12 protein-coding genes are annotated in these 15,026 nt (G+C 69.2%); 5 read left to right on the top strand and 7 right to left on the bottom strand.

The window, feature by feature from the left end:
• Nucleotides 1-77 precede the first annotated feature (77 nt).
• From WMF12_RS34685 to WMF12_RS34670, 4 genes are all read right to left on the bottom strand, one after another.
• The gene (locus WMF12_RS34685; RefSeq protein WP_437852281.1) at nt 78-1,535 is read right to left on the bottom strand and encodes a winged helix DNA-binding domain-containing protein; all 1,458 of its coding nucleotides are present in this window, start codon (nt 1,533-1,535) and stop codon (nt 78-80) included.
• Nucleotides 1,532-1,888: a hypothetical protein gene (locus tag WMF12_RS34680; RefSeq protein ID WP_437852280.1), complete on the bottom strand. Its 357-nt coding sequence runs from the start codon at nt 1,886-1,888 to the stop codon at nt 1,532-1,534. The genes WMF12_RS34685 and WMF12_RS34680 overlap by 4 nt, the downstream gene beginning before the upstream one ends.
• Nucleotides 1,889-2,153: 265 nt before the next feature.
• Nucleotides 2,154-2,432 (bottom strand): GNAT family N-acetyltransferase, encoded by a 279-nt coding sequence (locus WMF12_RS34675; RefSeq protein ID WP_437873919.1) that lies wholly within the window; start codon nt 2,430-2,432, stop codon nt 2,154-2,156.
• Between the two features lie 466 nt (nt 2,433-2,898).
• The gene (locus WMF12_RS34670) at nt 2,899-6,219 is read right to left on the bottom strand and encodes a hypothetical protein (RefSeq protein ID WP_437852279.1); all 3,321 of its coding nucleotides are present in this window, start codon (nt 6,217-6,219) and stop codon (nt 2,899-2,901) included.
• A 183-nt stretch (nt 6,220-6,402) separates the two neighbouring features.
• On the opposite strand from WMF12_RS34670, the gene WMF12_RS34665 reads away from it, so the two are divergent.
• A complete protein-coding gene (locus WMF12_RS34665) occupies nt 6,403-6,690 on the top strand; it encodes a DUF1993 family protein (RefSeq protein WP_437852278.1) in 288 nt (95 codons plus the stop codon).
• Here WMF12_RS34665 and WMF12_RS34660 read toward each other — a convergent pair.
• Entirely contained in the window at nt 6,637-8,175 is a 1,539-nt protein-coding gene (locus WMF12_RS34660) for a hypothetical protein (protein ID WP_437852277.1), read from the bottom strand. The genes WMF12_RS34665 and WMF12_RS34660 overlap by 54 nt on opposite strands.
• Before the next feature lie 424 nt (nt 8,176-8,599).
• Here WMF12_RS34660 and WMF12_RS34655 point away from each other — a divergent pair, with 424 nt between their 5' ends.
• Complete coding sequence (locus WMF12_RS34655) at nt 8,600-9,547, top strand: glycosyltransferase family 2 protein (protein ID WP_437852276.1); 948 nt, start codon at nt 8,600-8,602, stop codon at nt 9,545-9,547.
• A 191-nt stretch (nt 9,548-9,738) separates the two neighbouring features.
• Here the strand turns inward: WMF12_RS34655 and WMF12_RS34650 are convergent, their stop codons facing one another.
• Nucleotides 9,739-10,677 carry a UDP-glucuronic acid decarboxylase family protein gene (locus WMF12_RS34650; RefSeq protein WP_012239298.1) on the bottom strand — a complete coding sequence of 313 codons (939 nt, stop codon included), beginning with the start codon at nt 10,675-10,677 and terminating at the stop codon, nt 9,739-9,741.
• Nucleotides 10,678-10,781: 104 nt separating this feature from the next.
• Between WMF12_RS34650 and WMF12_RS34645 the strand changes: the two genes are divergently transcribed.
• The 3 genes from WMF12_RS34645 (at nt 10,782) to WMF12_RS34635 (ending at nt 13,613) form a co-directional block, all read left to right on the top strand.
• A complete protein-coding gene (locus tag WMF12_RS34645) occupies nt 10,782-11,870 on the top strand; it encodes a radical SAM protein (protein ID WP_437852274.1) in 1,089 nt (362 codons plus the stop codon).
• Nucleotides 11,863-12,663 (top strand): SDR family NAD(P)-dependent oxidoreductase, encoded by an 801-nt coding sequence (locus WMF12_RS34640; protein WP_437852273.1) that lies wholly within the window; start codon nt 11,863-11,865, stop codon nt 12,661-12,663. Before WMF12_RS34645 ends, WMF12_RS34640 begins: the two co-directional genes overlap by 8 nt.
• A 62-nt stretch (nt 12,664-12,725) precedes the next feature.
• The gene (locus WMF12_RS34635; protein ID WP_437852272.1) at nt 12,726-13,613 is read left to right on the top strand and encodes a sugar transferase; all 888 of its coding nucleotides are present in this window, start codon (nt 12,726-12,728) and stop codon (nt 13,611-13,613) included.
• 52 nt (nt 13,614-13,665) lie between these two features.
• Here WMF12_RS34635 and WMF12_RS34630 read toward each other — a convergent pair whose 3' ends face one another.
• Nucleotides 13,666-14,931 (bottom strand): oligosaccharide flippase family protein, encoded by a 1,266-nt coding sequence (locus WMF12_RS34630; protein WP_437852271.1) that lies wholly within the window; start codon nt 14,929-14,931, stop codon nt 13,666-13,668.
• Between the last annotated feature and the right edge of the window lie 95 nt (nt 14,932-15,026).

The raw sequence follows: 15,026 nt of genomic DNA, 5'->3' as shown, positions 1-15,026 counted from the left end.
ACTCAGCAGGTCGGGTCGCAGCGACCCGAGTCATCGTCTATCGCCCGGGAAGCCACGTCGATGCGACGCTGGGTGCTTCATCCCTTGGCCTTCGCCCGCGCAGCCGGCGCCTTCGCGGCTGCGCCGCTCTTCGCCTTCGCCCGCGCAGCCGGCGCCTTCGCGGCTGCGCCGCTCTTCGCCTTCGCCCGCGCAGCCGGCGCCTTCGCGGCTCCCGCCTTCCCGAAGCGCACCTCGAACGTGCCGGCGTCCTCCTCCATGAATCGGAGGAGCGCCTCCCCTTCCTCGGCGAGCTGCTCGCGCGCCGCCTTGCCAAGCGCCTCGAACGGCTCGAGCACGAGCGCGGCCGTGGCCTTCTTCCGCTCGATCGTCCATGTGCCGGCCACGAAGCCGTCCACGAGGAACGTCGGCAGGATGCGCAGGTTGGCGGACATGACGATCCGCGGGCGATGCTCGTCCGCGATGACCCGCGTGCGGTCGTCGTGCGCGAGCAGGAGGTTGTCGTAATCGGGTAAAAACCGGGCCGGCGCGGCGGTGTCCGCGGGCGGCCGCGGCGCGTCGGGCAGGTCGAAGAGCTCCCGGCCCCGCTCGTCGCGGAACACGCAGAGCTGCTCTCGCAAGGCGTGGAGCACCTCCTTGACGCGGGTCAGGCCGGACCACGTTTGCACATCGGTCGCTGTCGCCGGGCCGAACGACGCGAGGTAACGGAGCACGAGCGCCTGCGGCGCGCCGCCGTCGCGGAGCGGCTTGCCGAGCCAGGACGCCGCCGGGGCGAAGTCCGCCGTTCCCGGGTATCCCCATGGGGTCTCGCCGGGCACCTGGACGACCGGCAGGTGCATGCGAACCGCGAGGGCCATGGCCCGCACGTCGCCGCCGGCGTGGAGCTCGGCCAGGTGGTCGCGCAGCTCGTCCATGGTCCGCGGCTCCGCGTCGAAGTACGCGCGCGCCTCGGCGACCAGCCGAGCGACGTCGAGGGCGTCCGCGCGCTCGCGGAGGACCGATCGCATCCCGGCGTGGAGCACCGGCGCGATGACCGGGTGCAGATCCAGGTAGTCCCTTGCGCTCACGAGGTGCAGCGTGCCGCGCAGGAACGGCGCCCGGACGACCTCGCGGCGCACGACGAGCTGGACGAGCTGCTCGCGCCGGAACGCCGCGAGCCGCGACCAGAGCCCGATGAACGGCGGCCGCGCCAGCTGGGCCTGGAGCGCAATCAGCCGCTCGATCCCGTGGACGGCCGAGGTCTGCTCCCGCGCGAGCAGCATCTGCCGCGCGAGCGTGGCCCGGTTGAGATCTTTTCGTGTCAGCGTCGGGGTGGGCATGCAGCCCGCGAGCTTACGCGAACCGAGGTTCGCACTCCACGGGCCGCATGCAGCTATCCGCCCGCGGGCACGGTGTAACCAGGGCGTGGCGCCGCGCGACACCACGAGCGGCGGAGAGAGCGTCACGCCCCCGAACACCACCTGGAGGACCTGGCCCGTGGCCCAGTCAGCGGCCCAGAGGTCGCCGCCCGACACCGCGAGGCCCGAGGGCACGGTCATCGGCGCGCGTCGTCACGGCCGCATGTCAGGCGTATATCGCCGTTTGCGTCCGGCTCTGCACGTGAGACATCTGCCGCCGCGCGCAGCACCTCCAGCACACGGATTTCCGTGATGCTCGAGCACAGGAGGATTCTGCTGTGATCAGAATGAACCACTGGCCCGGGAGGCATTCCCGTGAGCCAGCAGACGGCATTTTCATCAACCACGCCCACCGTGAGCCACGCAGGATACGGCAGAACGTTCCATTGGATGAGTGCGACGTTTCCCTCCAGCCCGAACGATGGCAAGGCGAGCGCCTCGACCTTCGACATCAGCGCCTCGTCATCGGATGTCAACATGAAGCCGATCCGCACCAGGTGTTCGTCTTCAGCAAAATTCGGAAGCGGGCGCTGCGCAAGGGCACCTATGCCTCCCGGAGCGTGACGTTCCAGGGCGCTCTTGCGCAGGATGACGTTGGCAAATTCGATAGCTACGGCCGTTGCTCACTCCGGCTAACGGTTGGGGCTTGTGCTGCGGGGCGCCGGGCCGCGCGGCGCGGCCCGGGTGCACCACCAGCACCAAGTCATTGTTGGGCGGCCCCAGCCGCGATCATCGCTGGGCCGGCGCGTCCATCCTCAATCATCGTCGCGCCTCGTCCGCTCCAACCTGTTGTTGCGCGGCCGCCCAATCCGAGCGCAGCAAACCGTAGATGTAGAAGTCGTATGGTTGCCCACGACACGCACGATAACTGCTCAGGCAGCCCTCGCGCACAAACCCGCTGCGCTCAAGAACACGCTCCGAGCGCCTGTCGTCGACCCTGACGAAGGCATGTATGCGATTGATCCGATCCTGTCGGTAAGTCCACTGAAGTACTGCGGCCACGGCTTGGCGCATCAGTCCCTTGCCCCAGTGAGCCAGCGTGGTGGAGACAGTATTACACAGCCGAGTGAGCTCGTTGGATCTGTTGTTTTTTTTTGTTGTTGTAGGCGGATCAGTGGATCCGTACCTTTTGTACGTTATGTCAACCGCCGGTCGTTGGCGGGAAATTATCGACAGGTCGGAATGGCTTTACGCGTGCTATCCTCTCGCGCTGCACCACGGTGAGCTTCGGGCTCTCGACTCATGGAGACTCGCGCGAGAGCCGCCGTTGTCGCGAGGGATGTCAAAGATAGAACCGCCAAACCGATGAGCGCGTGGGGCATGGTCATGCGTCCTCCATGGATCCATGGTTACGCCCAGCTTCGATGCCGGCTCTGCCCGTCCCATTCAAGCGCTCGACGTGGGGATGCCATGGGCGGGAGCAATCCAGGCGAGGGGAGCGATGCTCCCCCGCACCTCGCGCGACACCTCGCGCGCTGCCGGAGCGTGCGATGGAACGGTGTCGTCAGGGATTGAACGTGGCGACGAAGATATCGTCACGCCCCGCGTAAGGGATCGGGCCGGTGCCGAAGTCCACTGGCGTGTACGTCGAGCCGACAATCGCGACCGTGCCGTTCGGAGACAGGACGATGTCCTCCACCGTAATCTTGGAGAAAGTGCCCGCAAGCGGCTCGAAGTCGACCGACCAGAGCTCTGTCCCGCTCTCGTCGAGCTTCGCGAGCCCGCCGGCCCCTGCGACGAACATTCCGCCGGAAGGATCGAGCAATATCCTTTCGTAGAAGGGAACCGAGCGGCTGAAGACAACCCCCCCTGCAGCGTCCAGCTTGAGCAGCACGGTTGTCAAACTCTCGCCGTCGCCAAAGTCGACGGTTCCATCCGTGATACCTGTCACGAGGACCTCGTCCGCCGCATTGACCGCCAGTGAGTAGGCCCACTGCAATGGGTCAAGCGACCTGGAAGCGAACTCCCGTCGCCACAGCAGAGCGCCCGCCGGATCGAACTTGGACACGGTAAAATCCCCCCAGCCGAGGTTCATGCCGTTGTAGAATGTTCCGGTCGACACGAGCACATTGCCGGCGCTGTCGACCGCGAGGCCGCCCCCTCCTCCCTCGTGGCCGTAGTATCCTGGCAAGCCTATTGTCCATAGGAGGGCGGCACCTCCGGCGCTCACCTTTGCCAGATGGTAGCGCTCCTCGATGAGGTAGAGCATGTACACATTGCCCGCGCCATCGACGACCGTCCGCTGCACTCTCCAAGGAGTGAATACGGGGACTCCGACAAAAAAACCGTTGCTCCAGACGTGATTGCCTTCGAGATCGAGTTGGGCCGCGAAGAGTGCGGAGCCTTCGGCTGGCGGAATCCGGCCCCCGCCGAAATCCGGGCCTGGCTTAAAGGGCATTAGATCGCCGCCGTAGACGCCGGTGAGAAAAATGTTTCCGCTTCCGTCGACGGTCATGGTCGCGCTCCCATCGTAAAACTCGGTCCCGAAGCGCCTGTTCCAGATCACCGCGCCAGCGGGATCGAGCTTGAGGAGGAAGATGTCGGATCCCCCTGCGCTCGTGAGAGGTCCGGCGCCGAAGTCGACCGTTCCTACGAAGTCACCCGAAACGTAGTAGTTGCCCGAGGCGTCGCTCACGATGGACCTGCCACTATCGTAGTCAGGGCCGCCGTATCCCCGTGCCCACGGCGGGAGCCGAGGGCAATGAGGCACACCGTCGCAGCTCTCGTCCACCGGCGTGGCGCAGCGCTCCGCAGCGGGAGTCACGTCACCTGTACAGGGGCCGTAGCCGAGGCCATCGGAGCGACAGGTCTGCGTCCCGGTAGCACACTGGCCGATGCCAACGGTCCCGGCGGGGCCAGTGTAGCAGACGAGGACCGAGCCCGGCGTGCACGAGCCTGGCATGCCGCCGCCGCCGCCCTCACCGGAGCTGCCACCCGCGCCGCCGCCGCCCGCAGCTTCGCAATCGCCCTCGCCGTCGTCGCAGACATGGTTGAACGTGGCGACGAAGACATCGCGATCCGCCGTATAGGGGATCGGGCCGGTCCCGAAGTCCACCGGTCCGAGCATGCTTCCGGTGATCGCAACCGTGCCATTCGGTGAGATCGCGACATCCTCCACGAGAGGATCGAAGTCGACCGACCAGAGCTCCGTTCCGCTCGCGTCGAGCTTGGCGAGGCCGTGCCCGGCGGCGAACAATCCACCCGCGTGATCCAGGCTGATCTTGTCGCCGAAGCGAACCGAGCGGCTGAGGAAATGCTGGCCTGCAGCATCCAGCTTCACGAGCACGGGCCCTTCGGGAAGCACGCCGCCGCCGAAGTCGATGGTCCCGTCCGTGAAGGCCGTCACGACGACCTCGTCCGCCGCGTCGACCACCACCGAGGCGGCCGCTGCCACCGCGGATCCGTCGGTCGAGCTGGACGCGAACGATCGTCGCCACAACAGGACACCTGTCGGCGCGAACTTGGAGACGGTGAGCTCGAGCGGACCGGGGTGCAGCTCGGTCGTTGGGCTCTCGTTCGCCACGAGCACGTTGCCGGCGCTGTCGATCGCGAGGCTTGCTGCTCCATTGACGACGTCTCCTGACAGAGTCTCTCGCCAGGAAAGTGCGACACCTCCGGTGCTCACCTTCGCTAGATAGGTGGTATCGTGGAGAGTGTACGTGTGATCGGTGAGACTGTAGAGCACGTATGCATTGCCGGCGCCATCGACGGCGACCTGCGCTACCTTCCCGGGGAAGGCGCCGGATATGCCGGCCTGGAACCCGTTGCTCCAGATGTGGTTGCCTTCGGGATCGAATTGAACCATGAAGAGCGCGGCGCCCTCAGCGGCCGTGATGGGATTCCCTCCGAAATCTGGGCCCGGTTCCCAAGGATATACATAGCCGCCGTAGAGGCCAGCGAGGAAGATGTTTCCGCTTGCATCGATGGTCATGGTGGCGCTCTCGTCTTCGAACTCGGTCCCGAAGCGCCTGCTCCAGATCACCGAGCCAGAAGGATCGAGCTTGAGCAGGAAGATGTCCGACTCCCCTGCGCTGGTCAGAGGTCCGGCGCCGAAGTCAATGGTTCCTTCGAAGTCGCCCGAGACGTAATAGTTGCCCGAGGCGTCGCTCACGATGGACAGGCCGTTGTCCTGACCTGGACCGCCGTATCCCCGCGCCCACGGCGGGAACCGAGGGCAATGAGGCACGCCGTCGCAGCTCTCGTCCACCGGCGTGACGCAACGCTCTGCGACGGGCGTCACGTCACCTGTACAGGGGCCGTAGCCGAGGCCATCGGAGCGACAGGTCTGCGTTCCGGTTTCACATGCCCCGATGCCAACGGTCCCGGTGGGGCCGGAGTAGCATGCGAGGACCGAGCCCGGGACGCACGTGCCTGGCACGCTGCCGCCCGCGCCGCCGCTGCCGCCGTCACCGATGCTACCGCCCGCGCCGCCACCGCCTACGCTGCCACCGCCCTCACCGGTGCTACCGCCCGCGCCGCCACCGCCTACGCTGCCACCGCTCTCACCGGTGCTACCGCCCGCGCCGCCACTGCCCACCACGCTGCCGCCGCCGCCCGTACCGTCGCTTCCGCTGCCGCTCACGGAGTCGCAGTCGCCTGCGCTGCCATCGCCGAGCGCGCCATGAGCGCTTTCCGCTCCAGCGCCGCCGTCGTCCACCGCGCCTCCGCGCACAGCCGGCTCGCACGCCGTGGAGGCCAGGACGGCCGCGATGATCGAGGCGGTCGAAGCGCCTCGGTTGGGCTTGAATGACACTGAATCCATTCCCTCAAAGTCTCTGGTCATGCCATCTTCGTTGCTCGGCGGGGGCAGCACGTTCACGTTCATGCTCCGCCGCGGGATCCCAACGAGTGGAGGCGAGGTGCTCGGACATAAGACGTTGTCGGGCGCAGCGGCCGCGATCTCTGCGTCGGTGCCAGGTGCCGGCCATGACGCCGCACGCAGGCTTGACGCGCGGCGGCCGCGGGTCGAAGGACAGCGACGACTGGCTTCACGAGCAGGGAGAAGAGCATGAGCCTTTCCGACAGTTCGTTGCCGGAGATGGCGCGCATACTCGCCCAGGTGCTGGTCTGGCTCGACGAGGCCCAGGCCTACGCCGAGCAGAAGAAGGTCGACCCGGAGGTGCTCCTGACCGCGCGCCTCGCGCCCGACCAGTCCTCGCGGCGCAGGACCAGCTGGACGAGCTGCTCGCGCCGGAACGCCGCGAGCCGCGATCAGAGCCCGATGAAAGGCGGCCGCGCCACGTCAGAATCGATAAAGCACGTTGTCCTTGTCGCCAGAGACATAGATCGTCCCTGACGGGCCCACGGCGACGCCGCTCAACGCGTAGGTCGGCACCGTCCCCGTGACCGCCTCGAGCCCCACCTTGAGGTGCTTTTTCACGACCCAGGTGTCCCCCGTCGACGGGTCCACGCGCAGCAGGCGGCGCTTCCCGACCTCCACGACGAGCAGGGTGCCGTCCAGATCGACCGCCATCCCCTCCGGCTGATCCAGGCCGTCGGCCACCACGAGCGGCGGAGAGAGCGTCACGCCCCCCGCCGCCACATGGAGGATCTGGCCCGTGGCCCAGTCGGCAGCCCAGAGGTCGCCTCCCGACACCGCGAGGCCCGAGGGCACGGTCATCGGCGCGAGCGTCACGGGGCCGCCGCCCGTCTGGCGGGCGATGCGCGCCGCGCCCGGCCCCGCGCCGAGCTCGGCCACCACGAGATCGCCCTGGAACCGGACCGCGTTGAGCGGCGAGACGAAGTTGCTGTACGTCTCGAGGACCGTCGCCGTCGCCGGGTCGTAGGTCTGAACCACGCTGCTGAACCACGCGGTCAAGATCAGGTTCGAGCCGTCCGCCGACACCGTGGCAGGCGCGTGAAACTCCGATTGGCCGAGGAACGACCGCTCGACGCCCAGCGGAGCCCCCGTGTCTCCATCGAACTTCCGCAGCGACGACAGATCGCCCACATAGACCGACTCGGCCCCTCCTTCGGTCGTCACGGCCACGCCGCCGGGCATGATCATGCCGCCCGGCATGATCGTGCGCACCTGGCCGCTCGGCCTGATGCGGACGAGGAAGCCGTCGCTGGCGCTCGACACGTAGAGATTGCCCTGCGGGTCGAAGGCGAGGTTGTCGAGCCCCGGCGTGAGCTCCGCGATGACCTCCTTCTCGCCCGTCTCGATGTCGATCCGCACGACCTCGCCGTTCTGATCGACCACGTGGAGCCGGCCGAGCCCGTCGAACTTGGCCGCCGCGGGGATGAAGAAGCCGTCCGCGACCGTCTGGAGGTCGCACTCCACCTCCGGGTCGACCGCGCCGGTGCAGGAGTCCACATCGATGCTGATCACCCTGCCTTGCGTCCAGATCGGCCCGTACAACCTGCCGTCGGGCCCCCAGTCCATGCCGTTCAGGAATCCGAGGTTGCTCGCGATGTGGCGCGGCGGAGCCGACAGCTCCGGATCGACCTCGTAGAGCCCGTCACCGAAGAAGTCGAGCGCCACGAAGAGCCGCCCCGTATCGGAGAACGTGATGGGGTTGACGCCCGGCGCGACGAACTGCTGGGTGATCTCGCCGGAAGGCGCGTGCCGCACGACATTGCCAGGGATGAGCGAGGTCCAGTAGAGCGAGCCATCCGGCCCGAACGTGAGGTCGTCCGGGCCATCGATCCCGTCCGACGCGTCGAGCCGATCCACGATGGCTCCGCTCTTGCGGTTCACGATGGCGATCTCATTGCCAAGGAAGCTCGCGACGTACAGCCGACCATCCGGCCCCACATTCATCCCATTGGTGCCGTGCATCGGCGACCCCTCGGCGAGGACCGGCCGCTTTGCATGCGCCGGCGACGAGGCTCCCAGAAGCACCGTGCTACCCAGCACGAACGCAAAAAGCCTGTGCATAAGCTCTCCCTTCAGCGCCGCGCCTGGACCGGCACACCCAAGGATCACGATGACGTCAGGCGCGAAACCAGCGCGACGGCGCGAACCTCCGGCGGACTTTGTAGTCACGCGGGGTTGTTCTCACGCTAACATAATCAGGAGCCTTCCCCAAGCATAAAATTCGTGCAATGGCTGCGGACGCGCCGGCATCGTTAGCGTCGTCGGCGCCGCTGACATCGTCGTCGGCATCGCCGGCATCGCCGGCATCGTCAGTTCCTGGGTGGCCATCCCGCGCGGCGCGCGCCGCGTGACACCCGAGCCGGCGTGGTGGTATGCGTCGGAGTCGATGGCTGCCAGCATCTGCCTGCCGGCGTACAACGAAGTCCGCACCATCGAGGCGACCCTCACCGAGCTGTCGCGGCTCGGCCCCGAGGTGGACGAGATCCTCGTCTGTCTCAACGGGTGCACGGACGGCACCGAGCGTGTCGTCGAGGCGTTCCGGGGGCGGGAGCCGCGGCTCTCCGTCATCGAGAGCGAGCTCGGAAAGAACAACGCATGGAACGCCCTGGTGGCCCGGGCGCGCAACCGTCGCCTCGTGTTCACGGACGCGGACGTGCGCCCGGCCGAGGGCTCCATCTCGGCCCTGCTGCGGGCCCTGGAGCGCTCTCCGCGCGCCGCCGTCGCCGCGGCCTTCGAGCAGCCGCGCGGGGCGCCGCCGCCGCCGCTCGGCACCGTCCTCCGCCTGCTGACGACCAGCCTCGGTCAGGACTACATTTCCGGTCGCCTCTACGCCATCGATCGCGATCGGCTGGGCGCGGTGATGGCCGATCGTGGGCTCCTGCCTGCGGGGGCGCTCCCTCGGCTGCCCGTCGACCTCGTGACCGAGGACTCGTGGCTCACGGCGCTCGTCGCCGGCGACGCGCTGGTCGTGGTCCCCGAGGCGCCCATCCACTTCGAGGTGGACAGCATGGCCGACGTGGTCCGCGCGCTGGCGCGCAACGCCGCCGCGAGAGAGCAGCTCCGCTCGAGCTACCCGGAGCTCTACCGGCGCGACGGCGCCCGCCTGCTCTCGGCGCAGTCGGCGCCGAGGATCCTCCTGGACCGGCTGAGATCGGCGCCGGGGCCTTTCGCGGTCACGCGCGGGCTCGGAGGGATGGCCCTCAGGGCTGCGATCCACCGCGTGCTCGGAGAGCGGATCCGGGCGCAGCGCGATCGCATCCTGGCGGACGTCAGCGCCGGCCGCGGCGGGCGCGTCATGGCCACCTCCGGCCGCCTCCCGTCGAAGGGCGGCTGAGCGCCCGTCCCGGCAGGGCGACTATCCCCATCGCCGGCTGACCAATCCCCTCAATTTGCTGGCATCTTAGCGGGGAGTTGAACAGGGAGGCGGAGAGACGGGGAGGTTGATGGGAATTTACTCCCCGTCTCCCCGCCTCCCTGTGAACTTTCCCCGGAAAATTCGAGGGGACGCTCCGGCCTCGCCGGACGTCAGACGCGCGGGCGGAACCAGTCGATCGTGCGATCGAGGCCCGAGTCGAGATCCACCACCGGACGCCAGCCGAGCAGCTCGGTGGCCCGGGAGATGTCGGGCCTGCGCCGCTGGGGATCGTCGATGAGGGCATCGCTCATCGTCAGCTTCGCGCGCCCGCCGGTCTTGCGGATGATGAGCTCGGCGAGGTCCTGCATCCTCGTCTCGGCCGGATTCCCGAGGTTGACCGGCCCGGTCAGGTCCTTGGCGTTCATCACGCGAACCAGCCCCTCGATGAGGTCGCTGACGAAGCAGAACGAGCGCGTGCGGTGGCCTCCGCCGTACAGCTCCAGCGCCTCGCCGCGCAGCGCCTTCACCACGAAGTTGGCGATGACCCGGCCGTCGTTCCGGTCCATGTTCGGGCCATAGGTATTGAAAATGCGCACGATGACGGTATCGACGTTGCGGGTCTGGCGGTACTCCCAGAAGTACGTCTCCGCGACCCGCTTGCTCTCGTCGTAGCAGGCCCGAGGCCCGATGGGGTTGACGTTCCCCCAGTAGTCCTCGTGCTGAGGGTGGACGAGCGCGTCGCCATAGACCTCGGAGGTGGAGGCCTGCAGGACCCGGGCCCCCAGCTCCTGCGCCAGGCGGAGGACGTTGATCGCGCCGAACACGTTCGTGTTGAGCGTGTGCACCGGATCAGCCCGGTACTTCACGGGCGACGCCGCGCAGGCCATGTTGTAGATCTGGTCGACCTCGAAGCGGAGCGGCTCGCTCACGTCGCAGCGGTGCAGCTCGAACCGCGGGTTCTTCAGCAGCGGCCCGAGGTTCTCGTCACGCCCCGTCACCATGCTGTCGACGCAGATCACGTGGTGCCCGTCGGCCAGAAGCCGCGCGCAGAGGTGCGATCCGAGGAAACCAGCCCCACCCGTGACCAGGATTCGCTTGCTCGCACTCATCGGAAAAATACCTCCTTGACGCGCTGTTCGGTAAAGCTCTGGGCCGTGGCGCCGTGATTGGTCGAAAACCCCTTACCATAGGAAATAGTAGTTACAAAGACCGGATGACATCTGGAGGCGAGTTCCTTATCATGCAGCGCGTGCACCGCTCACCTCGTTACCTGGGTTCGCTCGTCCGCGCAAAGCTCGCCCGCGAAGCGCGTCCCATCTGGGTGGATGTGTGCGTCACCAACCGATGCCACCTGAGCTGCGAGTACTGCTACGGCGACTACCACCACCGGCACGACGACATCGGACAGCTCAAGGTCGAGCAGCTGTTCGCGATCGTGGACGAGGCGGCGGCGCTGGGGACGGCGGTCCTGACGCTCACGGGCGGCGAGCCGATGCTGCACAAATCCATCGGCCGCATCGTCGAGCGAGCGGTGAGCCGAGGGATCTCGGTGGGAATGGTCACCAGCGGATTCCGCGTCAAGGAGCGCGTGGACGAGCTCGCCAACCTGAGCTCGATCGTCGTGAGCGTCGACGGCCCGGAGCCGATTAACGATCTGAACCGCGGTCAGGGGACCTTCGCCGTGGCCATGGCCGCGCTCGAGGCGTGCCAGGCGCGCGGCATTCCGCGCATCGTGAAGGCGGTGCTGAACCGCCGGAACAAGGACCAGGTGCCCTGGCTCCTCGATCTGGCGGGCCGCTTCGGCGCGCGGCTCGAGGTCGTCATGACCTACGCCCCGCAGTCCGATCGGCAGCTGCGCATCCACGGCGACAACTCCCTCGACGCGGGCGAGCGGCAGGCCCTGGCGGACGCGCTGCTCGAGCACAAGCGCCGGGGGGCGCCGATGGTCTTCCGCGAGCGCGTCTGGGAGAACATGGCGCGCTGGTGGCAACACCACGGCGGGGATCGCGTCACCCGGGAGGAGCGGCGGGAGCATTTCGAGTACCTCCCGTGCAGCGCGGGCCGGTACTACGCCTTCATCGACGGCGACGGCCGCATGTACCCGTGCAACCAGCGGCTCGCGGACTTCCCCGCCAGGAGCGTGCTCGAGGTCGGCGTCCGGGCCGCGTGGGAGCACCTGCGCGATCACGGCTGCTTCGCCTGCGCGGCGCCGTGGCTCAACCAGCAGCACCTCGTGAGCAGCGAGCGGCTCCTCGCGCGTAGCCTGGGGCGAGATCTGCTGGCGCGGGTCGCGCGTGCCTGAGCGGACGCTCGCCATCGTCGTGCTCGGCGGCTCGCGCGGGATCGGGCGGGCCATCGTCGCGCGCGCGCTCGCGGAGGGGCACCGGGTGTTCGCCGGCGCGCGGGACGAGCGCGCGCTCCTCGCGTTGCAGCAGAGCGCCGCGCCCGAGGTCGCCGGCCGCCGGCTCGGCACGGGCACGGTGGACGTCGGCGACGACGCCTCCCAGCGCGCCTTCTTCGGCGCGGCGCGCGCGTTCCTCGGCGGGATCGACGTCGTCGTCAACAACGCCGCCCGGGAGGGCTACGGGCGCCTCGACGAGATGGCGCTCGAGGACGTCGAGGCGATCGTCCGCACCAACCTCCTCGGCGTCATCCTCGGATGCCGGCACGCGGCGCAGGCGATGGGGGACGGCGGAGGCCACATCATCAACGTCGGCTCCGAGGTCTCGTTCCGCGCCGTGCCCATGAAGAGCGTCTACTGCGCCACGAAGTTCGCCGTCCGCGGGCTGAGCGACGCGCTCGAGCTCGAGCTCGCGCCCCGGGGGATCCGGGTCTCCCAGGTGCACCCCGGGTGGGTGGACACGGGCCTGCACGAGGACGAGCGGCGGCGCCGGGGCTCGGTGTCCCGGCCGCACGACGGCGGCGTCCCGGTGGAGCGGGTCGCCGAGAGCGTGGCCGCGCTCTGGCGCGCGCCGCGGGCGCAGGGCGGCGCTCCGCTGCGGCTCCGCCTCCGCAGCGTGGTGGGAGAGCTCTTTCCGGCGTGGGCGCGGTGGCGGACGCGCCGGGCGTTCGGGGAGCAGCTGAGAGAGGGCTGAGGCGAGACGGCAGGGCGGGGGAGCCGCCGCGACGCCGGACCGGAGACCACCAGGAGGTTTTCTTGACCTGTGCAACGACGTCCTTCCCTCAAGGTGCAACCGCGCCGCCTCCTCCGCTCGATCCGGGCGCCCCCGTCGTCGTCGAGGGCCTCGACGCGGTGGGGGAGGTGCTGCAGCGGGCGCGCGGGCGGGCGCAGGCGGTCGCGATCGCCTCGCGGGACCTCGAGTGGCTCGCGGCGCGCCTCGGCCTGTCGGAGCGGACCGCGGAGGGGCTCCCGGTGGTCCGGTTCGGCTCGGGCGAGCGGGGCGGCCTCGACGCCGCGGCCACCCGGGCCGTCGAGAAGCTCGTGGCCCTGTCGGTGCTGCTCGGGGGCGCGCCGCTGTGGCTGACGATCGCGCTGCTGATCCACCTCGAGTCCTCCGGCGGGCCGTTCCACGTCGCCCCGCGCGCAGGTCTGCGCGGGAAGCCGTTCCTGTTCTTCAAGTACCGGACGATGCGGACGCAGCGACGAGACGGCGAGGACAGGGGCGACGCCGCGCGGCTCTCGGTCATCCGCGGCGAGATCCCCGGCTTCGTGCGCGACGATGGGGTCGTCATCCCCAAGGACCCCAGGGATCCGCGCATCACGCGGCTGGGCGGCGTCCTGCGCTGGCTGTGCCTCGACGAGATCCCCCAGCTCCTCCACGTCCTCACGGGCGACATGGCCCTCGTGGGGCCGAGGCCCTATCCGATGGCGGAGTTCGACGCGCTCAAGCCGTGGCACCGCCTCCGGACCGAAGGCCGGCCCGGGATCACCGGCCTGTGGCAGGTCGTGGCGCGCAACCAGGTGACCTTCGACCAGAGCGTCATCCTCGACATCTACTACCTGACCAACGCCAGCTTCTGGGGCGACCTGAAGATCATGGCGATCACGCCGCTGCGCATGCTCTTCGGCGTGGGGAGCTACTGACGCCGTGCGCCGGGCGATCGACGACGCCGTGAAAGGACCGCTCCTCGGCCGCTCAGGAGGCCCCGAGGTGGTCCCTGACGCGAAAGAGGACGATCACCTCGCCGGCCACCAGGCCGAGCGTGACGACGAGCTTCACCGCGGCCGCGCCGGCGGCGCCGTGCGCGGGCACCGCCCACAGGTCCCCGGCCGCGATGAGGAGCACGGTGACCGTCCAGAGGGCCGCGTACGGGCGCTGCTGGCCCGCGGCGAAGAGCATCGGGCCGATGGCGAGCTCCGGCACCATCCACACGAGCGCCGTGGTCAGGAGCTGCAGCGGCAGCACGGCGCTCGCGTAGTCGGGGCCGAACACGAGCCGGACGAGCGGCCCGCCCATCCACCACACCACGGCGCTCATGAGCGCGCCCGCGGCCATGAGCCCGACGAAGGTGAGCGTGGCGAGGCGCCTGCGGGCGCTCGCGGAGCGGCTGGCGACGAAGGCGGGGAAGACCGCCGCGCGCACGACGCCCGGCAGCATCATGGCGCCGCCGATCATGCGCTGGACCGCGCTCATGTCGCCGACCGCGTGGGGGGTGCTCATCCAGCCCAGCATCAGGAGATCGAGCTGGAAGTAGAGGGGGCTGGCGAGCATCACCACCGCGAGCGGCCCGGCCTCACGGAGGAAACCCTGCGGCAGCGCCGCGCCCTCGCTGGACCACTGCCGGCGATCGAGGAGCTGGGCGGCGAGGGCCAGGGCCAGCGCGAGGGCGACCAGGTGGCCCGCGACGAGGGCCCACGCCAGGCCGAGCGCGCCGAGCCCCGAGAGCAGCGCGCCCGTCCCCAGCCCGAAGGACGTGACCGCCATGGTGACCGCCACCAGCACCTCGCGCTCCATCCGCTGGTGCCCGCGGAACACCTGGTTGAGCATCTCGACGAACGAGGCCATCAGCCAGGCGGCCGTCAGCAGCCACACGAGCGTCCGGCGTGGCGAGGCCGCGCCCGCGAGGAGGCCGACCACGAGGCCGACGGCGCCGGCGGCCAGCGTCACGGCGAGCTTGAGGCGCACGAGCGGGCCGATGGGAGCGCCGGGATCGCGGGCCACCTCCCGCGCGATGAACAGGTGCAGGCCGAGGTCCGCGAGCTCGCCGAGCAGGAAGCCCACGGCGAAGGCGTAGCTGTAGTCGCCGAAGCCCGCGGGCCCCAGGAGCCGCGCGGCGACGACGGCGAGGAGCATGCGGACGCCGCGCGAGACGAGATCGCTCGCGGTCTTCAGCGCCATGCTGCCCGAGACGCTTCGCCTCGCCGGCGGCGGGGCGTCCTCGCTGAGCGCGGGCGACGTCATGGATGGAGGAGATCCTTCACCGGAGGTCGCCGCGCGCGCATGCCGCTCCCCTATCGCCCCGATCGCGGTGCGGTTCAACTTCCCGTCGGCGGTCA

This window comes from Sorangium sp. So ce363, assembly GCF_051520435.1.
Classification (GTDB): Bacteria; Myxococcota_A; Polyangia; order Polyangiales; family Polyangiaceae; genus Sorangium; species Sorangium cellulosum_B.
This window is presented reverse-complemented; position numbering and strand designations above follow the sequence as displayed.